Source organism: Sphingobacterium sp. UBA5789 (genome assembly GCF_002418355.1).
Lineage (GTDB): Bacteria > Bacteroidota > Bacteroidia > Sphingobacteriales > Sphingobacteriaceae > Sphingobacterium.
Genome location: NZ_DIDX01000007.1, coordinates 757,188 through 781,516, shown reverse-complemented (window position 1 = coordinate 781,516; position 24,329 = coordinate 757,188). Strand labels below are relative to the sequence as shown.

General features: G+C 39.0%; 20 protein-coding genes and 2 tRNA genes. 12 read left to right on the top strand and 10 right to left on the bottom strand.

Annotation, left to right across the window (positions count from 1 at the left end; translation table 11 throughout):
- The 5 genes from B4B65_RS20820 to B4B65_RS20800 all read left to right on the top strand — a co-directional run bounded on the left by B4B65_RS20820 (position 1) and on the right by B4B65_RS20800 (position 4,830).
- Positions 1-1,512 carry a RagB/SusD family nutrient uptake outer membrane protein gene (locus B4B65_RS20820; protein ID WP_293918531.1) on the top strand — a complete coding sequence of 504 codons (1,512 nt, stop codon included), beginning with the start codon at positions 1-3 and terminating at the stop codon, positions 1,510-1,512.
- Positions 1,513-1,531: 19 nt separating this feature from the next.
- Positions 1,532-2,230, top strand: coding sequence for a hypothetical protein (locus B4B65_RS20815; RefSeq protein WP_293918529.1), 699 nt, complete (start codon positions 1,532-1,534; stop codon positions 2,228-2,230).
- A gap of 8 nt (positions 2,231-2,238) precedes the next feature.
- Positions 2,239-3,306 carry a DUF5007 domain-containing protein gene (locus B4B65_RS20810; protein ID WP_293918527.1) on the top strand — a complete coding sequence of 356 codons (1,068 nt, stop codon included), beginning with the start codon at positions 2,239-2,241 and terminating at the stop codon, positions 3,304-3,306.
- A 470-nt stretch (positions 3,307-3,776) separates the two neighbouring features.
- Positions 3,777-3,850: transfer RNA gene (locus B4B65_RS20805), tRNA-Asn, on the top strand.
- Positions 3,851-3,909: 59 nt separating this feature from the next.
- Entirely contained in the window at positions 3,910-4,830 is a 921-nt protein-coding gene (locus tag B4B65_RS20800) for a PfkB family carbohydrate kinase (protein ID WP_293918525.1), read from the top strand.
- Between the two features lie 18 nt (positions 4,831-4,848).
- Here B4B65_RS20800 and B4B65_RS20795 read toward each other — a convergent pair whose 3' ends face one another.
- The 3 genes from B4B65_RS20795 to murB form a co-directional block, all read right to left on the bottom strand.
- Complete coding sequence (locus B4B65_RS20795; protein WP_293918523.1) at positions 4,849-5,097, bottom strand: cytochrome b5 domain-containing protein; 249 nt, start codon at positions 5,095-5,097, stop codon at positions 4,849-4,851.
- Between the two features lie 45 nt (positions 5,098-5,142).
- Complete coding sequence (locus B4B65_RS20790) at positions 5,143-5,646, bottom strand: RNA polymerase sigma factor (RefSeq protein WP_002999461.1); 504 nt, start codon at positions 5,644-5,646, stop codon at positions 5,143-5,145.
- Positions 5,647-5,955: 309 nt separating this feature from the next.
- Positions 5,956-6,972 (bottom strand): UDP-N-acetylmuramate dehydrogenase, encoded by a 1,017-nt coding sequence (gene murB / locus B4B65_RS20785; protein ID WP_293918520.1) that lies wholly within the window; start codon positions 6,970-6,972, stop codon positions 5,956-5,958.
- A 108-nt stretch (positions 6,973-7,080) separates the two neighbouring features.
- Between murB and B4B65_RS20780 the strand changes: the two genes are divergently transcribed.
- Entirely contained in the window at positions 7,081-7,686 is a 606-nt protein-coding gene (locus tag B4B65_RS20780) for a TetR/AcrR family transcriptional regulator (RefSeq protein WP_003005256.1), read from the top strand.
- A 2-nt stretch (positions 7,687-7,688) separates the two neighbouring features.
- Here B4B65_RS20780 and B4B65_RS20775 read toward each other — a convergent pair whose 3' ends face one another.
- The 3 genes from B4B65_RS20775 to B4B65_RS20765 form a co-directional block, all read right to left on the bottom strand.
- Entirely contained in the window at positions 7,689-8,657 is a 969-nt protein-coding gene (locus B4B65_RS20775) for a YpdA family putative bacillithiol disulfide reductase (RefSeq protein WP_293918517.1), read from the bottom strand.
- Between the two features lies 1 nt (position 8,658).
- Positions 8,659-10,848 (bottom strand): FUSC family protein, encoded by a 2,190-nt coding sequence (locus B4B65_RS20770; protein ID WP_293918515.1) that lies wholly within the window; start codon positions 10,846-10,848, stop codon positions 8,659-8,661.
- Between the two features lie 91 nt (positions 10,849-10,939).
- Positions 10,940-11,353 (bottom strand): organic hydroperoxide resistance protein, encoded by a 414-nt coding sequence (locus tag B4B65_RS20765; RefSeq protein ID WP_293918513.1) that lies wholly within the window; start codon positions 11,351-11,353, stop codon positions 10,940-10,942.
- Positions 11,354-11,559: 206 nt separating this feature from the next.
- Here B4B65_RS20765 and B4B65_RS20760 point away from each other — a divergent pair, with 206 nt between their 5' ends.
- From B4B65_RS20760 to B4B65_RS20735, 6 genes are all read left to right on the top strand, one after another.
- Complete coding sequence (locus B4B65_RS20760) at positions 11,560-14,136, top strand: phosphoenolpyruvate carboxylase (protein ID WP_293918511.1); 2,577 nt, start codon at positions 11,560-11,562, stop codon at positions 14,134-14,136.
- Positions 14,137-14,199: 63 nt separating this feature from the next.
- On the top strand, positions 14,200-14,775 hold the full coding sequence (locus B4B65_RS20755) for a hypothetical protein (protein WP_201678215.1): 576 nt from the start codon (positions 14,200-14,202) through the stop codon (positions 14,773-14,775).
- A 17-nt stretch (positions 14,776-14,792) separates the two neighbouring features.
- Entirely contained in the window at positions 14,793-15,815 is a 1,023-nt protein-coding gene (locus B4B65_RS20750; protein ID WP_293918509.1) for a Gfo/Idh/MocA family protein, read from the top strand.
- A gap of 111 nt (positions 15,816-15,926) precedes the next feature.
- Positions 15,927-17,975 carry a polyphosphate kinase 1 gene (gene ppk1, locus B4B65_RS20745; protein ID WP_293918507.1) on the top strand — a complete coding sequence of 683 codons (2,049 nt, stop codon included), beginning with the start codon at positions 15,927-15,929 and terminating at the stop codon, positions 17,973-17,975.
- On the top strand, positions 17,972-18,856 hold the full coding sequence (locus B4B65_RS20740; RefSeq protein WP_201678218.1) for an exopolyphosphatase: 885 nt from the start codon (positions 17,972-17,974) through the stop codon (positions 18,854-18,856). The genes ppk1 and B4B65_RS20740 overlap by 4 nt, the downstream gene beginning before the upstream one ends.
- Positions 18,857-18,923: 67 nt before the next feature.
- Positions 18,924-19,007: transfer RNA gene (locus B4B65_RS20735), tRNA-Leu, on the top strand.
- Between the two features lie 138 nt (positions 19,008-19,145).
- Here the strand turns inward: B4B65_RS20735 and B4B65_RS20730 are convergent.
- From B4B65_RS20730 to B4B65_RS20715, 4 genes are all read right to left on the bottom strand, one after another.
- Positions 19,146-20,063: a hypothetical protein gene (locus B4B65_RS20730; RefSeq protein ID WP_293918505.1), complete on the bottom strand. Its 918-nt coding sequence runs from the start codon at positions 20,061-20,063 to the stop codon at positions 19,146-19,148.
- A gap of 11 nt (positions 20,064-20,074) precedes the next feature.
- Entirely contained in the window at positions 20,075-20,758 is a 684-nt protein-coding gene (locus B4B65_RS20725; RefSeq protein WP_293918503.1) for a hypothetical protein, read from the bottom strand.
- A gap of 92 nt (positions 20,759-20,850) precedes the next feature.
- Positions 20,851-21,978 (bottom strand): helix-turn-helix domain-containing protein, encoded by a 1,128-nt coding sequence (locus tag B4B65_RS20720; RefSeq protein ID WP_293918501.1) that lies wholly within the window; start codon positions 21,976-21,978, stop codon positions 20,851-20,853.
- Between the two features lie 42 nt (positions 21,979-22,020).
- Positions 22,021-23,904: a serine hydrolase domain-containing protein gene (locus B4B65_RS20715; protein WP_293918499.1), complete on the bottom strand. Its 1,884-nt coding sequence runs from the start codon at positions 23,902-23,904 to the stop codon at positions 22,021-22,023.
- Positions 23,905-24,329 lie beyond the last annotated feature (425 nt).

The window sequence follows — 24,329 nt, the reverse complement described above, 5'->3', positions numbered from 1 at the left end:
ATGAAAAGACTTTTAAAATTGCTGCATATTAAATATGCCATTTTACCTTTGCTTGTGACTGTTGTATCACTGAGCTCTTGTGAGAAATATCTGGAAAACAAGTTGCGTAATGATACTTACGCCGACACCTACTGGAAGAATGAATCTGAGGCCAACAGTGCTTTGGCAGGAGTTTACTCGCTTTTCCGCAGAGCACATGCTACCAATCAGGCTTTTTTTATCTGGGGAGATGGTCCTGTAGGTGTTATGACATCTGATGAAGGTAATCTCCAAACCGGGATCTATAACGGAGACTTTGTGACACCTTACCGGGAAGAAGGCATACACAACTGGAAAAACTGGTACAGGGTAGTAGATGCTGCCAGTGCAGCTATTGAAAGAATACCGAAAATTCCGGATGATCAGTTTGATGCCGGACGCAAAAGCTACCTGCTGGGGGAAGCACACTTCATGCGTGCACTGACTTACTTTTATATGACAAGGGTGTGGGGTGATCTTCCTTTACAAACCGAGTCTACCACAACTGCCGCACAAGGGGTATTAAAGGAGCGTACTTCTACAGAAGAAATTTTGAAGTTTATAATGTCTGATGCGCAAAAAGCTTCCTCTTTGTTGACCTGGGAAGGCATAAATACCCAAGGCAGGAGAAGAGCCAGTAAAGCCGCTGCTTTGGCTTTACTGGCACACGTCAGTGCATGGGAGAATGATTATGCAAAGACAATCCTTTATACCGACTCTATTATCGACCGTCCGGATTACTTTGCTTTGCAAGACAGAGAGACTATCCGCAATGTATTTAAAGAGGCTACAGCACCTGAAAATATATTTGTTATTACCAATAAGGATGCTGAAAATGAATCCAGCGCATATAACGGTGTCTTCACCAGTTCGGTTGGTTTCCTGACTGTCAGTAGCGATATCTTCCAAAAGATGCCATTTGTGACGCCAATCTATTTTGGTGAAACATCAAAACTGGATGTATTGTATGAAGTAGAAGATAATCCCGATGATATCCGGAGAACCCAGTTTTTTACAACTGGCAGGAGCTCGTATGTAAACTCGCTGATGAAGTATTCGGATATCGTTTATAAAAATCCGGTGACCAGCTCAGACCCCAGGACGGAAAGTAATATAGTTATCTTCCGTCTGGCGGATTTGATCCTGTTAAAAGCAGAGGCACTGGAAGCAACTGGCAAACAGGATGATGCCTTGAGCCATATGGAATTAATCCGGGAACGTGCCGGAGCAAATCCTCTGACATCTGTGGTGAATCTGAAGCTTGCTATTCTGAAAGAAAGACAACGTGAACTGGTCGGAGAAGGACACAATTACTTTGATATCGTCCGTAACATCCGCAAAACAGGAAACATTGCATTGGTCAGTTCACTTACTCCATGGACGATGAACAGAACACGGTTTGAACAGAAAGGCTATCTTTTCCCGATTCACAATAGTAATATCAATACCAACAGACTGATCACGCAGAATCCATATTGGATGAATCGCTACTAAATTTAAAACATAAGAACTCATGAAAACAAATATTATCCTCATATTATGTACCCTTGGTCTGTTAGCGGTCTCTTGTAAGAAAGATCCTGTAATCAATGGAGGTATACATCAGGTCAAGGTCAACATGACGACCTATGACTTTTTGAAATCGCATTCCCGGAACATGTTTGATACTACTATTATGCTTATTGATAAAGCAGGACTCAAAGACCTGGTCAATAGCCGGGGTACTTTTTTTGTGCCAAACGACTATACTGTTGCTAATTTTCTGAATCTTAAACGGGATGAAGCCCGTAAAAAGGATGAACGGTTGAACTATACGCTGGACTCCCTGTTTAAGTATTTTACTCCTCAGATGTTAAAGGATTCTATAGGCATGTATTTTATTCCCGAAAGACAGATCAGCTGGCCTGACTTGAGGCAGGACTGGCTTGAATACCGGACTGCTGTATCCAGTATTACCCTATGGGCCAACCTCGAAAGTCTGGACGGGTATAACGGTAGCGGTATGTACTCCGAAAAACCAACAGTAATCTATCTGAATAAGGTAGTAGGGCAAAAAGATGTGCTAAACAATGGTCGTTATGAAGATCCGACAAAGGATCCTAAAAAGCTGGATGCGCGTGTACTCTGCCAGACATCCGGAATTGAAACAACAACAGGTGTCGTCCATGTGCTTACAAACGGACATGTCTGGACTTTTAAAACTTCTAATTAATAGAAATCATGAAATCGACAATAAAAAACACTATACTCATTATTATTGTGACTGTAGGCTTTGGAGGCTGTAAAAAAGTCCAGACGGGATACCTGAGTGACAATATCCGGTATGCTTCTAATCCAGTTGCCGTAAATCAGGGTGTATTTGCCATTACGCAGGGGATAATTCCGGATGACTCCACACCACCATTTAAGATAACCCTGATAAATGTACGGAATAAAGAAACAGGAAAACGTGAAGAAGCCTTTTTTAAGGAGTATAATGTCACCGTATGGAAGCAGGCTTATGACCCCAGAACGGATACAACATTAGAAATAATCACTTCCAAACGAACGAAAGAAAAGAAGACAGCTTTTTCTGTTCTGGAGAAAAGCGGACAACTTCTATTTTCTCAGGCTACGGACAGTGTTCCTCTGGGAGATTATCTGGTAGATATCAAGGTTGAAAATCCAAACGGGACGAAGATATACGAAGGAATTACTACGATACGTATTAATCCGGTTCAGGAGTATACCTACGAAAATGCGCCATACTTTATAGTAAGTCCGGTGAATAATGAGTCATTTATTCGGTTTCCTTATGACGATCAGTGGTTTGACCCGTCAAAAGGACAGTCCGCTACAGCAACACTTAAAATCACCCGTGTCGCTAATGAGCCGAATCAGATTGTTTTTAAAGTGTTGGATAAGAATGGAAAGATCTTCCCCGGAAAAGCGTTGGAGCGCAGACCAAGTGGGAATGGCTTCCTGAATAACCTGTCAACTTTTGCCTATAAAACAACGGTAACGGATACAGCAGTACTTTATGATTATGCGCAGGCCAGATTCCCGGATGTATATTGGGATACGCAAGGCAACGGTATAAACTGCTACTACAGGATCTATGAAAAATGGATTGAGTCGATTGACTATGTGGACCGGACATCCTGGAATCCGCCAAATTCTGTTAATTATTTAACCTATACCCAGCAACCGGTTAGAGTTAGTATGCGTTTTAGTGTTAAAATTAATAAGCCCGGTAAATACATTTATGAAATGAAACTTCGGACCACCCTGAAAGAAGGTGCGAAGTAAATACTAAAGGGAGGAATATACAAAAGAATCTAAAAATTCGCCATCAAACTCTTTGAGAATTGCATATCTGAAAGGATGCAGTAGGGAAGGTACATATAAAATAGGGCTATCCAACCTTTTTGGATAGCCCCATTTCTAGTGTAGTGACCTTGTTATAACTTTTCTCTCCTTCTAAAGGAGAGATGCCCGAAGGGTAGAGAGGTTAATTATAAAACTGCAAAACCTCACCCTAACCCTCTCCTTAAAAATGAGAGAGAATTGGTTTATCAAATAATAAAAACCGAGTCTTTTATGCATTAAAGCCATTATAAACCTATTTGCTGATTTTTATTTTTAAATAATAACTTTGAAAATCAGGGAAATAACGCTTTGTTTCACTAATTCCATGTGAAATATTTGTAAATTTGTAGAAAAGCCGTATTTTTGTATCGCTTTGAAAAACAAAGATAATTTGTTTGATAAGATGAAATTCCTGAATAGCTCAGCAGGTTAGAGCATCTGACTGTTAATCAGAGGGTCGCTGGTTCGAGCCCAGCTTCAGGAGCAAGAGTTGAAACCGGCTATAAGGCCGGTTTTTTTGTTTTTGAATATTAAACAGCAACTATGAGTTTAGTAATTATTGGTACTGTTGCGTACGATGCAATAGAAACTCCATTTGGAAAAACAGACAAAATTGTAGGCGGTGCAGCTACCTTTGCAGGTATAGCCGCATCTTATTTGTATGACCATGTAAAATTGATCTCTGTTATCGGAGAGGACTTTGGTGATACAAATCTGAACCTTTTAAAAAATAAAGGTATCGATACAGAAGGAATTCAAATCATCAAAGGTGGAAAGTCCTTCTTCTGGTCAGGTAAATACCATAATGATATGAACAGCAGAGATACATTGGCTACTGAGCTTAATGTATTGGCTGATTTCGATCCTATTGTACCTGAAAAATATCAGGATTGTGAGTACCTGTTACTGGGAAATCTTACTCCGCAGGTTCAGTTAACAACTCTTAAACGTTTAAATCACACTCCAAAACTGGTTGTACTTGATACAATGAACTTCTGGATGGATGTAGCTCTCGACGATCTGAAGGCTGTCCTGAAGAAAGTAGACGTGTTGACAATCAATGATGAAGAGGCTCGTCAGTTGTCAGGAGAATATGCTCTGGTGAAAGCTGCGGAAGTAATTCTGAATATGGGACCCAAATATCTTATCATTAAGAAAGGGGAGCACGGTGCATTGTTATTCGGAGAAAATCAGGTATTCTATGCTCCGGCATTACCGTTGGCAGAAGTATTTGATCCGACAGGAGCAGGAGATACATTCGCAGGTGGATTTGTGGGTTATCTGGCGAAAGTGAATACAGTAAACTTTAATAATATGAAGAATGCGATCATTTACGGGTCTGCATTAGCTTCATTCTGTGTGGAAAGATTCGGTACGGAACGTTTACAAAATCTGACTCAGGAAGATATCAGCAAACGTATTCAACAGTTTATAGCATTGTCAAAATTTGAGATAAGCGAATAATCGCTTATCTCAACTCTTTTATAGTTCCAGTTTTCCAATAATCGGGAATCTTTTAAATACTTCTTCTGTATGCGGCGCATCAGCAAGCTCGGCTGTCAGATCCTGACCAGCCCAATGCTCATAGTGCTGTCCTTTACGCCATAGGCGGCTGGTTGATACATCATATATCAGTCCGTTATAAGCTACCCAAATTTCTGGTCGATCCTGCCCGTTTCTTAAGGCAAGCCGCGATTTTGTAAAAAAAGGAAGGTTACTGTCTTCAATCATTTTACAAAAGTAATAAACTTCATAGGCGTTTCTCGCAGATTGTGACTACTTGTACGCAGTCAGCGTTTTTTTCATTGCTTTACGTGCAACATGGATCCGGGTTTTGACAGTACCTATCGGTATGTTCAAGTGGTCGGAAATCTCATGATACTTATATCCTTCAAAATACATGCTGAATGGGATATAATATTCGTCAGAGAGATTGGTCAATGCTTTATTGATATCTTCCATAATGAATTTGTTTTCACCGTCATTGTGTGTTGCAGATACGAACAGATTCGCACTGGTAATTTCTTCTTCTTTGGTAATAAAAGAATTGGTCTTTACAATACGTCTGTAGTTGTTGATAAACGTATTCTTCATGATGGTGTATAACCAGCCTTTAAGATTAGTTCCTTCTTTGAAATTTCCAAAGTAAGTGACAGCTTTCAGTAAGGTGTCTTGTACTAAATCGTTGGCGTCATCTTGGTCTCTCGTAAAATTTTTAGCGTAGAGTTTGAGAGAACTCGCTTGTTGGATAACCATTGAGTTAAATTCGAATTTAGTCATACTAGATCTGTTTTTTAGTTTATACACAGCGGTGTATAAAAGTTAACACTATGATATTCAGATACTCTATTATATATGCACTCTTCTATTTATTTTTCCGGAAATTTTAAACCAGAGCTACGGTTTCAGGTCTAATGGTGCAAATACTATGCTAAAAAGTAAAAATATGGAGATTCAATAAGCAGAAAGGTAGAATTCTACTGGAGGTTAATATGAAAGAATAGAGCCTGAAAGTGGGATGAGGCTCTATTCTGTATTTTTTTATTTACTTTATGAGGATGTAATTTAACTTAAAAATAATATTAAATTTTATAAAATGTTTACTTCGCGCTCCAGTTTGATGCCGAATTTTTGATACACATCGTTCAAAATTGTGGACGATAGGTCATAGATTTCATCACCCGAAGCGTTGTCTGCATTTATCAGTACCAAAGCCTGATTATGCCATACACCCGCGCGACCCAATCTTTTGCCTTTCCATCCGCACTGTTCTATCAGCCAGCCTGCAGCCAGCTTTACGTGTTCCTCATCTACATTGAAATATACAATCTCTGGAAAGTCAACAATTAATCTGTCCAATATGTTTTTGTGAATGATAGGATTTTTAAAAAAACTACCCGCATTGCCCACTGTGCTGGGGTCCGGAAGTTTTTCGACACGTATATAGGACACTACTTCTGCAATATCTTTTATTGTAGGGTTAGCAATCTGTCTGTGGCTGAGCTCTTTTTCAATAGCACCATAAGAAGTATTGATGGGGGCATCTAAATTTAGTTTATAGGTAACCTCGACAATGATATAGCGGTTTTTATGTTTGGACTTGAATACACTGTCCCGGTAAGAGAATTCGCAGTCCTCTTTTGCAAAGGTTACAAACTGCCCCGTCCTGGTATCAAAAGCTACACAACTGTAGAAGATATTCATTAATTCGGAACCGTATGCTCCGATATTCTGTACGGGAGATGCACCTACTGTCCCGGGGATAAGAGCCATGTTTTCAAGTCCGGGAAAGTTGTTGGAGACGCAGTGCCATACCAGATCATTCCATACTTCGCCTCCCTGAGCTGTTACAAATACAAAATTCTGCTGAATGGTATTATGAATACCTTTCAGTGCTATTTTGATTAAAAGTCCTTCATAGTCTTTTGTGAAAAGTATATTGCTGCCTCCTCCCAGGATCAGGAAATTATCATTGAAACACCCCTCATTGTATATTTGCAGTAGTTGTTGTCTGTTTTCTATTTGTACAAAACGTTTGGCTAAAACGTCTACTCCAAAAGTATTATATGATTTCAGTGAGATATCAGACTGTATGAGGTTATTCATTTTTTTGACTCTTGTTTTCAAATGTTCAAAAAAAACATTAATTTTATCAATGATTTAAGGGGATAAAGATAGTACATAGCATTTACTTAGAAGAATTAAAAAGAAGAAATGGCAAACGCAGATTTGAAAAGAACGAAAATTTTAGAGGCGGCAACGAGGAGATTTGCGCATTTTGGAATGGCTAAAACAACAATGGCAGAAATTGCTAAAGATTTGTCATTCTCTAAAGCATTACTATACTATTATTTCCCGGATAAAAACAGCCTCTATTCAGCAGTCTTTGAATATGTGATGGATGAGATGATGACCGAAATAAGTGATTATATCAGTAAATCGGATAATTATGAAGATGCCATGATGTTTACGCTGGATAAGCGGATTGAACTGATCAATAAATACTATAGCTTGTTTGAGCAGTCCACAGCTTTGGTGAAAGAGATGCCTGCTGAAATTGAAAAAGTAATTAAAGAATGTTTTGAGAAAGAAGCCACTCTTTTGGGTAAAGTATTACAGATAGGTATAAACAAAGGTGAGCTTGAAGTGGATGATCTGGAAGATACAGCCAAATTATTGCTTTACTCGTTGTTTGGTATGCGGATAGGTATTATGAAGGATATGAAATGCCTGATCTTTCCTACCAAAGAAGAGTTTGATTTTATATTGACACTGCAAAAGAAAATGGTGAAGATATTCCTCAACGGATTGAGAAAATAAGCTTACCTGCCGGATACAATATGATTGATAATTTGAGTTGCATGTACTCTTGAATTTTCAATAAACCACAGGTGGGTATTTAATCCTCCACATACTACACCTGCCAGATATATTCCTTTTCTGTTCGTTTCCATGGTTTCTTCGTTATGCTCGGGAATCATGGGAGATACATCAGGCACATTGATTCCGATTTTCTTCAGAAAATCAAAATCAGGTCTGTATCCTGTCAGCGCAAGTACAAAATCATTTTTTATTGTAATCAGTCCTTGTGGAGTTGAGATTTCAGCCGCTGTTTCTGAGATACTATGGATATGACTATTGTATAAGACATCAATTTCCTTAAATGCTATACGGTTTTCTATGTCCGGTCGCACCCAATATTTCACTCTTGGACTGACTTCATTTCCACGAATCACCAATGTTACCTTAGCTCCTTTTCTGTATGTCTCTAATGCGGCATCTATGGAAGAATTGCTGGCACCAACAACAATGACATGCTGACCTGCATAATAATGGGGATCATTATAATAATGTCTGACTTTCGGCAGGTCTTCACCAGGAACATTCAATAACATGGGAATATCATAAAAACCTGTTGCAACAATAATGTGCTTTGCGCGGTAAGTAGCCTTATCAGTCGATACGATATATGTATTACTTTCTGCGGGATCAACCGCTATGACCTCTTCAAAAAGATGGGTGTTTAGTTCAAATTTCTGACAGATACGCCTGTAGTATTCCAAGGCTTCTGCCCGTTTAGGCTTTGGATTTGTCGTTACAAATGGTGTTTCTCCTATTTCAAGGCGTTCTGCTGAGGAAAAGAACGTCATATTCACAGGGTAATTGTACAGGGAATTGACCAGACATCCTTTTTCTACAATGATATACGATAGATTTGCTGCTTTTGCTTCGATTCCACAGGCCAATCCGATGGGGCCTGCTCCGATAATTAATATATCTAAATCAACCATTTTATACTGCTTCCTGCTGAAGATCGAGTTTTGCCTTCTCTTCAACGTCTATTATTTGAATTACTGATTTTTGTAAATCTGAGCAAATCTTATTCAAAAACTGTAATTGTTCTGTAATTAATTTAGATTCCTCAGATATCGCTCCCTCTTCTTCCTCTTTTGGAATATTGTATTTGACGGGATAGAATGGATCTGTATCCGTTTCATCTGTCAGCAGTACAATGACATTTTCCAGAGAATTAAGTGCTTTTTTAACAAGCTTGAGATGTTCATTATTCAGTTCTGATGCATCTGCTTCCCATACTCTACGGGTTAAGGTCGCAGAATAAGAGGAAAGAATATGATTAAAGATTACAAACCTGTTCACTTCTTTGGTGTTCTTCTGTTTCCTTTTGGGTTCAGTCAGCATACGTTGAAAAGTTGATCCCATATTGGCTGTTGCGATATACACTTGCTTTCGGGCTAGTTTGTATTCCGTAATAGTTGGTTTTTGTCCGGAAATAATGGAGATAATCTGCGAGATGTAATTGTAATTTGCAATAATCAGTTTCCGCATGTTTCCCCGTACCTGTGCGCTTTCCCAATTCGGAAAAATAACATAACTGGAAACGAAGGCCAGCATTCCACCCAGAAAAGTATCAATTATTCTGTTTTGCGCCATTTCCATTGTATTCATGCCGTTGAAACTAAGCATGATCAGTACATAAGGCGTCATAAACATGACGGCAATAATATAATTAACACGGAATAAGCTGTATGCGGTAAGGAAGAAAAAGACAAGCAATACAAAGCGTGTGGTATCATCCTTAATTGTAATCAGTATAATCGTTCCAATAATCCCCCCGACGACAGTCCCGATGAGACGTTGTACGTTTCTTTCTTTTGTAAGTCCGAATCCGGGTTTGAGAATAACCATAATTGTCAACATGACCCAATAACTATTGAACTGCCCGAAACCGAGCATCTGGGTCAGCACATACCCGAATGTCATGACAATAGACATACGTAGTGCATGTCTGAAAATCGTGGATTTAAGGGTGAGATTTTCTTCAAACTGACGGAAATCCAGATTAACTTTATTTACAAATTTGTCTGCGTCTTCAATATCTGAATTTGTAATTTCTTTGGGAATAGCATATCCAAAGCTGTATATCCGTTCCAGTTGTAATACAATATTCTTTATATTGATGACGACCTTTTTGAGCGCAATCGTGTTGTACTGATATTCTTTTTCTATCTTATCAATAGATTCCATAAGGTGATCCACATCCGTTCTGAAATTATACAGCGGTTTGGGAACCTTGTTTGCATTGAGTTGATAGGCAAGATGGTCCAGTTCGTTTGTTACTTTCAGAATAGTGAATTTGAATTCATTCAGTATTCCTGTATGACCGAATTTTTCACTGACAGCATTGTAGTCGTAGTGCGTCGCCATACTTTGCTCAAACAGATCGACGATGTCCGAAAACACTAAAGTAAGATATCTGCCCGTTTTGGTTGTGTCTTTTATAGATCGTTTGCTCTGAAATAAGTGATCCCGTACATTTTCCTGGTGTTCATGTACGAGGATCTGTTGTTCGATTAGCTTAAGATAATTGCTGTCATTGTCGATTTTTACATCGTAAAAATTAGCTTTAATACGGATGTAGTCCGCTACTTTGCGAATCGTTTCTGAAAGTTCCTGCTGAGCCAGTCTATATGGTCTTACCTGTGTCAGGGAGAGGCTGATGATTATATACCATACCGCACCTGTTATAAAATAAAGAAGGTGAAAGGCGAAGTCTGTAAACGATTCGGAAACGTCAATATGGATAAGCAACATCAAAATACCCATAGAACCAATGTTGGCTGCTCTTGAATTGAATACAGCAAGCATGGCATAGAGAAAGCACAATGAAGCAATCACGATAGTGGTGAGGATGACCGATCCGGCAGAAAGGTAAGTGACAATATACGTAAAGACAGTAATGCCCAGACATGCGAACATCCCGAATCGGCGGTGAGCCGGAGCGCCGGGAGTATCAGACAATCCGACAAGCAAAGCTCCTAAAGAAATAAGTGTCCCGGTGCGGAAATCACCTAATGCCGCGCACACAAAGATAGGCACTATACAGCCAATGGTAATCCGTACGCCATCCGCAAAGTATTGACCGTTAAAGAAGTTTGTAATTTCCTGAATTATTTTCTTCATAATCTATGCCAGGCAAAGATACAGATAGATTTAGGATAAGTGTTGAAAAAGATAGTAAAAAAGACTGCTGAACAGTCTTTTTTGTAAAGAGTTAGATAGCTTTTATGCTGACTTCTATATTACCTTTTGTGGCTTTTGAATAGGGGCAGACTTTATGGGCTTTATTTGCCAGTTTCTGAGCCTCGTCAATGGATAGCGAAGGCACATGTATTTCTAATTCAGCTGACAGAAAAAATGAATTATCTTCTTCATTAAAGGAAGCCTTTACTGTCACAGTCGCATCTTTCAGATCCACATGATCTTTTTCTCCCACAGCTCCCATTGCTCCTAAGAAACAGGAACTCCATGCTGCGGCAAATAGTTGCTCCGGATTTGTTGCCCCACCTTTTCCTCCCATAGCTTCGGGTTTGTGAACTTCAAAATCAATTATTCCGTCCGATGAACGGACAGCACCATCTCTTCCACCTGTGGCGGTTACTTCCGCTGTATATAGTTTTTTGCTCATGATAATACATTATTTGTTTTTCAATAATATAATAACAGTAAAGTCAGAATAATGTTGTTAGTAATTTTTTAAAATTTTGAAGTTTTGTGTTTAAAATTTACATTATAAAGGATATTTGAGTATTAATTTTATATATTTGATTTTCGGAGGTTGAAATCAACTAAATCAAACAAACAAAACACACAACCTCGTGTTATTTCAAAACCATGAAATTAAGTCAAAAAGAAGCTACCTTTCAAAACGAGGTGTTGACCCGTTTTGAACTTTTCAAGAGTTTATTCCTTACTTTACCGTTTCAGCGCGTAAAGCATACGGGTACATTGTTGCCTTTTTTTACTACACATTGTGAGAAAGGAGTGGAAGAGCATCTTGCTCCGGAGGAGATTATAGATAGTTTTTTTGGTCAATATGAACAATATGTACAGGAAGAGGACCGTGTAGATCTTCTGTTCAGAATCGTACAATATGTAGAGCGGCAGGTGGTTTTATTCGATGCGGTGGAGGATTCTTCTTTTCAATCTATAGGACGTGCAGATGAAGCCGGTCTTTTGGAACCTCTTTTCCGGCAGACAGAAACAAACAGTAAGCTCAGAAAGCAAATTGTTAACAAACTGAAGGACTTCTCTGTGCGCTTAGTTCTTACGGCGCATCCTACCCAATTCTATCCGGGGGCTGTACTTTCTATTATTAATGACCTTATCGAAGCTATTAAGGAAAATGATATCAATAACATTCATTTGCTGCTTCAGCAACTGGGTAAAACTCCTTTTATCAATAAGCTCAAACCTACTCCGGTAGATGAGGCCGCAAGTCTGGCCTGGTATCTGGAAAACGTATTCTATAAAGTAGCTTCCGAAATTCAGGCTACTATAGATGATGAGCTTGAGATGCCTACTGAAGATGTCAAACAACTAATCGAACTTGGATTCTGGCCGGGTGGAGACCGTGACGGAAATCCAAATGTAACTGTCGAAAGTACACGTAAAGTAGCGACTATGCTCCGGACCATTTTGTTCAGATGCTATTATCGGGATTTCAGAGTCATCAAGAGACGCATTACCTTCAGAGGTGTAGAGCAATATATGGATACACTGCAGGAACTATTCTATGAGAACAGTTTTAATCCTGTGGAGAATCCTAAGGATGAAACGGATCTTATCCTTGCAAATCTGAAAGCCATTAAAAAAGTCCTCATCGAGAAACATAATAGTTTATTTATAGAGGTAGTGGAAGACCTTATTCGTAAGGTCATGACTTTTGGATGTTATTTTACAACACTTGATATCCGTCAGGATAGTCGCATATTAAGAGATACGATTACCTACCTGATTACTAAGAATCAGAAAAAAACAGGATTGGGAGAAGATTTTGAAGGTCTGACTGAAACAGCCAAACAAAAAGGTTTTCCATTCTCAGAGCTTGATCTTGAAGTAGGAGAAGATGCTGCTTTGCTGGTAAAAGACACTTTGGAAGTTATACCTTTATTAAAAAGTATTCAGAATGCCGGAAGTGAAAGAGCGGCTCAGCGCTTTATTATCAGCAACTGTCAACAGGCTTCTGATATTCTCGGGCTTATGCAGCTGTTTTTGTGGTCCGGATGGAAGAAGAAAGAGCTGACTATAGATTTTGTGCCGCTTTTCGAGACAGTTGACGATCTGGTAAGAGCCGGAGATGTCATGAAAGCTTTATATACACATCCTGCATATGTAGCACACCTTAAATCCAGAGGAAACAAGCAGACGATTATGCTTGGGTTTTCAGACAGTACAAAGGACGGCGGATATCTGATGGCCAACTGGTCTATATATAAGGCCAAAATGGATCTGACGGCCATTGCCAGAGATTTTGATGTCGATCTGGTCTTCTTTGACGGTCGTGGTGGACCTCCTGCCCGTGGCGGTGGTAAGACACAACGTTTCTATGCTTCTATGGGACGTGAAATTGAGAACAAACATATTCAACTGACCATTCAGGGACAGACGATCAGCAGTCAATACGGTTCACTTGATACCGCTAAATATAATATCGAACAATTGCTTCATGCTGGTATTATCTCTGAAATAAGACAAAATGAAGGGGATACATTGACCATCAAACAAAAGAACGTAATCGATCAGATGGCTGAGGTGAGTTATGAGAAATTTATGTCTTTGCGTAAAGACCCTTTATTCCTGAATTATCTGGAAAATCTGAGTCCGCTTAAAGTGCTTTCAACCATCAATATCAGTAGCCGTCCTGTTAAACGGAATTCGGATAAGGAATTGAAGCTGGAAGATCTGCGTGCAATTAGTTTTGTAACTTCATGGAGTCAGCTGAAACAAAATATTCCGGGATTCTTCGGGGTAGGATCTGCTTTACAATTTGCGGAAGAAAACAATCTTTGGTCTTATGTTCGAAATCTTTATGAACATTCAGGTATGTTTAATACCATCATTGATAACTGTATGATGTCCATGACAAAGTCCAATTTTGATATCACATCGTACATGCAGTTTGATGAGCAATACGGAGATTTCTGGAAAATGCTTCATGCTGAATATGAGCTTACGAAGAAATATGTGCTTAAATTGAGTAATACAAAATTTCTGATGGAAAATTATCCGGTGGAAAGGGAATCCATTCTGGCCAGAGAAAAGATTATTCTGCCACTGTTAATTATTCAGCACTATGCGATCAGAAAGCAGAAACAGCTCGAAACGGAGGATCCAAAATATGATGTATATTCAAAACTGATTGCGAGGACAATATACGGGGTTGTAAACGCCGGAAGAAATTTAGCATAATCACAGAAGAATAGGGAATTTAGCATATTATTTATATTTTTGTGGTCGTAATCAAAAGAGAATATGAAACTTAATACTTTATTTGTAGTAGCAGTTATCGGAGGTAGTACATTATTTGCTTCCTGTAGTAATAAGACAGCTGAGCAGAATCAGTTGAAATATACACACACTTCGTTAGTCGATGGTGATGCATATCGCTTTTTCCAGACAGTAGGTGAGAAGATTCCTTATGAATTAGCTTATGCTGATTATGCAGCGAGTGTTTCATCTGATGCAAAAGTAAAATCGTTAGCCGCTAAAATTAAAGAAGTTTATGGATCATTAGTTCCTCATTTGGATAGCGTAGCTACAGAATTGCATGTTGACTTCCCGATCAGAGGAGCACAGGCATTTCAGGCTCCTGCTCAACAAACTGCCGGAACAGACAGTACTGCAGTGACTTCAAAAGTTGCCAGCTACTCGGACGCTGCATTCCTGGCACATGCGGAGCATGAGCAAACCCTTATTAAAGAGCAATTCGACCGTGTTTCCAGAAACACAAACGTGAAATTGCAAAAATTTGCTGCTGATCATGCAAAAGCTTTGGAAGAGGTGTATCACGCTGCCGGAGTAAAACATGATGAGCATGCTCACCATTAATAATTAAAGAATACTGTATGGCTGTAAAGCAAGTAGTTACAGGAATATTGTCGTATGGAATGTCCGGAAGGGTGTTCCATGCGCCGTTTATAGCGGGTAGTGACAGCTTCCAGCTGAAAGCTATTGTAGAGCGTAAAACCAAACAGGCACATCTGGATTATCCGGGAATCATAAGCTATTCCAGTGTGAAAGAATTGCTGGAAGACGCAGAGATTGAACTTGTCATTGTGAATACGCCCAACGATACACATTTTGAGTTTGCCAAAATGGCTTTATTGGCAGGTAAACATGTATTGGTAGAAAAACCTTTTTCTCCGACTGTCAGGGAAGCAAAGGAACTGTACGCTTTGGGACGTAAAATGAACCGCCATGTACTTCCTTATCATAACAGGCGATTTGATTCAGACTTTCAATCCCTGAAAGCGACACTTGAATCAGGGAAACTGGGTAAGCCTGTGGAGCTACATCTTCGGTTTGACCGCTATAAGACTGAGATAGGGGTTAAAAAATTTAAAGAAACCAAACGTCCGGGAAGTGGTATATTGTATGACCTGGGGTCACATTTATTAGATCAGACAATTTCGCTGTTTGGCAAGCCTAAATCAGTAACGAAAATTCTGTCTACCAACCGCCCCAAATCTAAAGTTGATGATTATGCCTGTCTGCTCCTGAATTATGGTAAAGGATTAAGCGTATTTATTACGGTCAGCCTTTTGGTCGCCAATCCGCAAAAAAGCTTTGTTCTCCATGCTCTCAAGGGATCTTTTGTAAAAGACAGAAGCGACGTACAGGAGCAGCAGCTTCTGGCAGGGATGTCTCCAAATAATGAAGCATATGGAATTGAACCGCAAGGAAAAGAGGCTTTACTTACGTTGGTAGATGAAAAAGGGGATATGCTGAACGAATCCGTAGCCGCTGATCGTGGAGATTATCGTAAATTATTCGAGGCTGTCTACCAGACATTACGACATGGAGATCCATATTTTGTAACCGAAGATCAGATTTTATTGCAATTGGAGATATTGGCACCAGCACATTAATATAGATTTAAATTAAGAAAGTGTTAATTATTTCTTAATGAATAATTAACATCAAGTCTTTAATATTGGTCTGAAAAATATTAAATTTAAGGATCTAAAAATCTTATTATTTTGAGCGACCAATTTCCTGTCCTTAATCGCGAGCTTAGCTGGCTGCAATTTAACGAACGTGTGCTTCAGGAGGCCGCAGACGATACCGTACCTTTGTTGGAAAGATTGCGTTTTCTGGCTATCTACTCCTCCAACTTATCTGAGTTTTACAGTGTTCGTGTAGCTATTCTTCACCGTATGGTAGAAAATGAGCTGAAGAACAAAAAAATAGGATTTAAACCTAAAAAAGTGCTGAAACAAATTCAGCATAGTGTTTTGAAACTGGACAAGAAGTTTGATTATCTTTTTGATCAGGTGTTGATGAAACGTCTGGAAGAAGAGAATATCAATATTCTGGAGGCAGACGATCTGCGGGATGATCAGCGCGAATACCTGCATACCTATTTTCAGGAAGAAATTCTGAAGTATCTGATCCCGATCTGGGTCAATGATCAGTTCTTTCCCAATATTAATGGCAGAAGTCTGCATTTTATAGTAAAACTATCCCATAAGGATCAGGAACGCATCTCTATTATAGAAATGCCTAAAAATGTGATCAGCCGTTTTCATCATGTCCCGAATAGTACAGGACAACATGAGATTATCCTGCTGGATGAGATCATCATGATGTTTTTGGACGATATCTATACCGCAGTAGAATTTGATGAAATATCTGGTTACCGTTTTCAGATCACCCGTGATTCAGAGCTTGATCTGGACGTAGATCGCAGTGATAAATTTCTGGAAGTATTAAAAAAGAGTCTGATTGACAGACAGACCGGCAAAGTTATCCGTCTGGAGTATGATGCCAATATGCCCCCTTCATTACTGAGTTATCTGGATGATCAACTGGAAGTAGACGATGATGGATTTATTCCGATGAATCGTTATATGATCTTCAGTGATTTTATAAATTTTCCAATTGGAAACCGTTCAGATCTTGCTTATGAACCTGTGGCCGCATTACCTATACCAGGACTGGATATTAACAAAAGTCTTTTTAAACCGATAAAGAAGAGAGATTATCTTATCCATCTGCCTTATCAATCCTATGATTATGTTTTGCATTTCATACGTGAGTCGGCTATTGATCCAACGGTAGAAGAGATTAATATCACGCTGTACCGGGTGGCTAACAATTCTAATATTATGAATGCGCTTATCATAGCTGCCAAAAACGGGAAGCGGGTCAATGCATTTTTAGAAGTGAAGGCGAGATTTGATGAGAAGGCAAATATCTACTGGCTGACGAAACTGGAAGAGGCCGGAGTGAATGTGTTTTTGGGCAATGTCAGTATTAAGCTTCATGCCAAATCATGCCTGGTCTTCAGACGCGAAGGTAAAAGAAGAGTAGCTTATACCTATCTGTCTACAGGTAATTTTAACGAAAAGACAGCGAGAATCTATTGTGATATCGGATTATTTACAGCCAACAAACTTATTACGCGCGATCTTAAACGCTTGTTCACCGGACTGAAGAAAAGTGTATATCACGACAATTATAATTCACTTATCACTGCTCCTCTGGCCATGCGGAATATTTTCTATACGAAAGTAGATCGTCTCATTAAATTAAGCCAGCAAGGTATAAAAGTCTCCCTGATTCTGAAGATGAACAGTCTTACGGATGAAGATATTATCCAGCGCCTTTATCAGGCAAACAATGCGGGTGTGAAGATCAATCTTATTATCCGCGGAATGTGTTGTCTGATTCCGGGTAAAGAAGGTTTCAGTGAGCATATTCATGTAACCAGTATCGTTGACCGCTATCTGGAACATGCACGGGTCTGGATTTTTGATTACGGAGACAGCAGGGAGATTTACTTGTCATCAGCCGATCTCATGACACGAAATCTGAATAGGAGAGTGGAGATCGCTTTTCCGATTGAAAATGAGCACCTGATAGCTGAAGTATATGATTTGATCAAAATCCAGCTGGCAGATAATACCAAAGCAAGGATTATTGATGCACAGCAGAAGAACAGATACAAACGGAGTCCGGTAAATGCCACTAACCGTGCTCAGGTCGATACTTATAATTATTTAAAAAATAAAATAGAAATTTTGTGAGATACGCAGCCATAGATATTGGTTCCAATGCCGTCAGGTTACTGATTGCCGACATTGACCAAACCAAAGAAGAAATATCGTTTATCAAAAATACCTTATTGCGTGTACCATTACGCTTAGGCGATGATGCTTTTATCCAACATCATATCTCTGATGTAAAGTTTAAGGATATGGTCAGTACAATGACAGCATTTAAAAATCTGATGGATGTATACAGAGTGACTGATTATATGGCCTGTGCTACTTCAGCAATGCGGGATGCCGGAAATGGAAAGGAAGTCGTGAAAGCATGTAAAAAGGCCGGTGTGGATATTCAGATCATAGATGGTAGTCTGGAAGCTGAGATTATTTATAACAGTCATCTGGAGCAGGATATGGATAAGGATAAAGTGTATCTGTACATTGATGTAGGTGGTGGCAGTACGGAACTATCTTTATTTGCTAATTCCAGACTCGTAGCGTCCCGATCATTCAATCTGGGAACTATCCGTATTCTGGATAACCAGGATCAGCCGGAAACATGGGATGAACTGAAGGATTGGGTGAAAACGCATACACAGATGTACAAGCAGGTGTATGGTATCGGAACAGGCGGAAACATTAATAAACTTTCCAGACTGGCAAATGCTAAAGAAGACAAACCGATGTCTTATTCTAAGTTAAAAGCTATCTATAATCATCTTACCTCTTATTCGCTCAAAGACAGGATCAATGTATTGGGATTGAAGCAAGACCGGGCGGATGTTATTATCCCGGCAGCAGATATTTTTCTCACGATTATGAAGATCGGACATTTGAAAACTATTGTAGCTCCTCGGGTAGGTTTGGTAGATGGAATCATACAGACACTGATCCGCAGAAATCTGAAAAAAAACAATTAGCATCCTACTAAAAGATGATTTTTAGGTTGCAGGTTCCGAAAAAAGGATTATTTTTGCAACTCAAGATGCCCAGGTGGCGAAATTGGTAGACGCACCATCTTGAGGGGGTGGCGCCTGAATGGGCGTGGCAGTTCGAATCTGCTCCTGGGCACTTAAGGAGACAACTCGCATTAGTTGTCTCCTTTTTATTTTAAATTGATTCAAGACCTAATGTCCCTGTAAATACTCCGTCTCAATTTTGGCGACCAGCAATCATATTATTTTCGCTTTCAAACAGAGTGATAAAAAATTATTGATCCAGCCAGTGAACTATATTGAGCAGAAACTGTGCATTCTGTTTCGCTGAAGGATGATTCATCCCTCTTTTTTCACTTTTAATTCCTTGCAGTTGTGCAGAAAAGGGGGCTGCATCCCCAAATATAACAACTCTTCCTTTTCCGAATCGTAGATATGCCCCATTTACAAATCCCGTAGCGGATAGTCTAGGGATGTTGTCTGGTACAGACCTTTTTATCTTATTAACATCATCGGGTAGATAAATATCATATTCCTCATTTAACATAGATATAACATGTGCTGAGGATGGTACAAGAAAACCTGTTCCACCCCAGCACATAATGCTGTCGATCTCTTCACCGGAAGTATTTGTGATTTCATTGGAGAGGAGGCTCTTCCTTTCTCTGGAAAAAATTTCTGGGTGACCGTCTTTCCTTAAGGCAAAACCATTCACTACGTGAATACCAAATGTTGCAGCAAGTGCCTGTATCGACCCGCCACAAGGCATATGATCGGTCACGAGAAACAGACTTCCCCCCGCATAAACCCATTGCCTGAGTATCTCTATCTCCTGTTCTGAAAATGCCGAATGTGGTTTTAAATTCCAGTTCTCAGGATCAAACATAGCATTGACACTTATATAAATTTTTGCATCACTTAACCTGTCAGAAGAAATTTTGTCTTTAGTGCTTAAGAGTCTGTATCCGTCAGCAATTAACAGATTTGAAAAAGCTGCATACGTTCCCTTCAGAGTAACGGAATTATGGTGTGCCTCGTCAAATAATGCGAGTGGACCGTTTCCTACCCTGTAACGAGGGGCAGTAATGGGATAACTGAATTTTTCGTCTGCAACTTGTTGTCCGTATATCTGGGAAATTGAAAACAGCATAAGGAGACCACAGGTCAAAATTCCGCTTATATTATCTTTCATCTGATTAATAATTAATCCGCCTTTAACCAAAGATCATTTTCGAAACATTGCAGTTGCTTTACTTTCCCATTTGCAAAAGAAAATGTCAAGGGAAAAGTACCATCTTCATTGAGAAAGAAAAATTCCGAACGAGGAGAAAAGGATACTATACGATTATCCCATAATTGAGTAAGAAGCAGCCCTTGTGCAGAAGGTTCAATTTTAATTTTTAAATTATTGTCATTCGCCATCAGATATATTCCGGCAAATTGTTTCAATTGGGATAAGGAGAGGGTGGCAATTTTTGTGGGATTAAATAATACACGCTGACATAAAATCCTGTTCAAAATCTTTGCTCGGTTAAAATCACCCAAACTGTCCTTTAAAAACTCTATAGCATACCCTTCTATCTTTGACGAAAAGTTAGTTTCACCTGAGCGAATAAGCTGATATTTTTTTTGATCCCATAGTTGAGTTGCATAAAGTGTATCATCTTGCTGTTCGAAAGAAATAAAGGCTACTTTATTGGGCAACTGATAGTAACCTTGAAATTCCTGTAAAGGGATTTGTTGCTGCGGGGATTCCCGAGCTGCTTTAGTCTGTGCGTAAGTGAAATTTGGATTTAAAAGCCATAGACCTGTAATAAGGCTCAAAGTCACCTTAGTAATCTGGTGGATCGAAATCGGTTGAATGCGTAATTTGATTCGCTGTATCATAATTTTTTATGTTGATGTAATACAAGAATAGATCTTTTTGACAGATCAGATGTTCGAACGGATGCAGTTGAACAAACTCAACCTAAAAATATTTATGAGGAATTGTTACTGTTATGGATTTTAATATACTCTGTAGGTGTAACTCCGGTTATTTTCTTGAAATTACTGTAAAAAGTAGTTCTTGAATTGAAGCCGGCTTGTATTGCAATTCCAAACATATCGAGTTGTTTGGCTTTTTCTGATACGAGCAACTTCTTTGCTTCTTCCGTACGGAGTTCATTGATAAACTGATAGAAATTTTTTTCTAATCCATTATTTATGATGTAAGAAAGATCGTGAGGGTTGATGCCGATTTGATTGGCGAGAGTTGATAGTGTCAGGCTGGGATCAAGATACAGTCTTTCATTTGTTGTTTTTTGTACCAATTTATTTTTTAATACTTCGACCTGTTGCGGGGTAAGTCTTTCTTCGGTTTTATCTTTTTTGTTTCTGGTTTCGAACATTAGATTCTCTTCTGATTCTACAGTATAAATTGACCGCTGTGTTAAGGTTGCATATGCCAAGGCCAGTGTGCCAATGAAATATAGGATTGGAGAAGTAAAGGTAAAGGCTAAATGAATAAATGCTAATAATCGCACTATTATAAGAAATAATACGGCTATTAAAAGATATTTTAGCCAGATCATATTAATCTTTTCGGAATAGGAAGAGAGTTGCTGAATATTTTTATGATGTCTATTTAGAAGTCGGAAACAGGCGATCCAATAAAAGATACATTGCGCAAAGAAGAAATATTTAATAATAAAAACCAGCCCCTGTGGTAATTGTGGCGGATGTATGTCTGCATTGAAAAATGCAGGCATAAGATAGATAACTGATAGGAGAAGGAAAGCTAAAAAGGGAATAAAATGCAAGATCCAATGTTTGACTGCTGCGGAGGGTCTGACCATATAATGAATAGCCATATATAAGCAAGGAAGAATCGTCCAGCGGGGAAGCTCAAGTAGATGTAGCAATATTTTATAGTCAACACGAAAACCTTCAAGAAAAAGCTGGGTAAACATGGCTGCTGTCAGATAATAGAATGTACTCAACCAGCGATCTGCATGAACATTTGTTCGGTTAACGCCCAAAATGATCAAGGTGCCAAGGAGCAAAAGTGCACCGGCGGAGAAAGCATGAAATGTAGAGGTTATATGGATCATGATTAACAGTGACATTCCTTTTGAATGGTGAATTTAAGCATAATCTGTCAGATGAAGTTACATCATCCAGATAGGCACTCCAATCCAGCCATTTATAGTTAGTAGTGCAACGAGATAACATAAGAAGAAATTATTGAAAGCTAAAAATAGTCGCAACCACCAACGCTCAATTCCTGACCAACGCTTATAGAGAAGAAAACTGCTTAGGACAATTAAAATAGCGAAAATGAGCATGCCCGTGAAAATTGATAAGGTGGTTGCATTGAATGAGGCAAATAATTCTTTGTGACCGGCATCTGTCAAACCCATTATACAGTAAGCCAATAGAAAACAGACTGTACCGACAATGGGTAACAGAGGTATACAAAGATCTATTAATTTCATCTTTTTAAATAGAGTAAGAAATATGGCCACCATGCTATAAACCACATAGATCAAAATTGCTGCTAATCCGAGGTAGATTGGGAGTTTTTGTGCCAATATGGAAGTGTGTGATACTTTACGATAGAAACTGTTGCCATAGCCCTGAAAAAAGGGATGACCTTCGGAATCAAGGGCTAGTATAAAGGATGGCAGAATATCTCCTTTAAAACGAAACATAGCATTACCAACATGAATAAGAGAGTCTGTTTGGCCGTTATCCCTTTTGACAATAAGCTTGTCGTTACTTACACTCTGTAATTCAATCCCGCTAAATATACGTCTGTAGAATTCCCAACGTTCGTTTTTCGGATTCATAAACTGATAATAACCCAATAAAGGCTCTGTTTTTTGTTTATCAATAGGCATGTTAACTAATTTGGGCGCAGAGAGGTCTCCTGTCAGATAGTCTTCAATTGCCACAGAAACCGGCCACATATTGACTACACTGTTGGCCGCAATGGCATACGCCAAACCAGCTTCCCGGTTAAAGAATATCCAGGAAACGAACCCTTCGCCTTTTCCATTATGCCCCCGGAAGCTTATTTTTTTGTTATTTGGAAAAAGGTCATTTCCTAAGGCATAACCTGTCTGCAGTCCAGCATGGCTGGCTAGAGTGCTGTGGATGGTTTCCATTTCATTTAGATTGACATTATCCAGTAATCTGTTGTCCGGATGACCATTAAGCAGATAATACATAAATCTGGCCATATCTTCCGCATTTGAAACGAGAGCACTGCTGGCTCCATTTCCGCTGAGCTTATAAAGGGGCATAGATCTGTAATTTCCCTTTTGATAGTTATACCCTTTGGCGAATTCAGGCAGGGGAATACCTTGACGGTCAAATAGGCTGTTTTGCATGTGCAGCGGTATAAAAAGACTTTGTGTTAAATATCTTTCCCAAGGCATGCCTGAGACTTTTTCAATAATATAACCCAGTACATTATAGCCAGGATTAGAATAAGACATCATAGTTCCCGGCTTCCAGCGAACTGTAAGTGAATTACTGACGGCCTTGATAGCGTCTATACCATGAAGGTCTTTTTTACTTACATTTATCATACTGTTAAGCTGTACATCTTCAAAACCAGCAGTATGTTCCAGTAAGTGCACCAATCTGACAGGGTCTGTGGCTTCCCAACGATTGGAAAAAGGAATTTCCGGAGCTATATCTCGAATCCGGTCGTTGAGTTTGAGCTTTCCGCTAGCGACCATTTGCTGTATGCCCATAGCTACAAAAAATTTTGTAATTGATGCTAAATGAAATTGAGTGTGTTGATCTACAGGAAGTTGTTGTTCAAGGTCTGCGTATCCAAATCCGCCTGAAAATAAAATACTGTCTTTTTTTACAATAGCGACCATAAGACCGGGTATATGTTCTTTTTGTATTATGGTATCCAATCGTCTGCAGAGTTGGTCTATGCCGAGATTATAGTTTGAAGTACTCCCGAGCTGCGCATTTACATTGGAACAGATCAGCATCGTGAGTATAGCGATAATGAAGATATTCAGTTTGATCATATGCTTTTTCTTTTTTGTAAATTTGCAATGATATTGGTCAAGAGTGTCCGTTTCCATCCAAACGGATATATACGTAAACTTCTAAGTGCTTTACGATTTTATATTTGTCTGTTATTAGTTGAAATACATGTTAATAACAATTTTATGAAAGGCTTAAAAATACTTCTGCTTTTTAGTCTAATAACATCGTCATGAAGTGATGAAGAAGATGACGCAATTGGCGATTGTTTTGGTTAATCTATTTTGGTTGATGTTCGCCATGAAACTACTGCGAATCTTTTTCAGATCAACTTTAATGTTACCAATGCTGTGATCATACTATTGACAAGTCCAATCAGATGAGATTTTGGAGATGTGATTTATTTAAACGACAGATGGCAATATGACGAGTCAACCTATGCAGAATCGGAAACTTATACCATAAT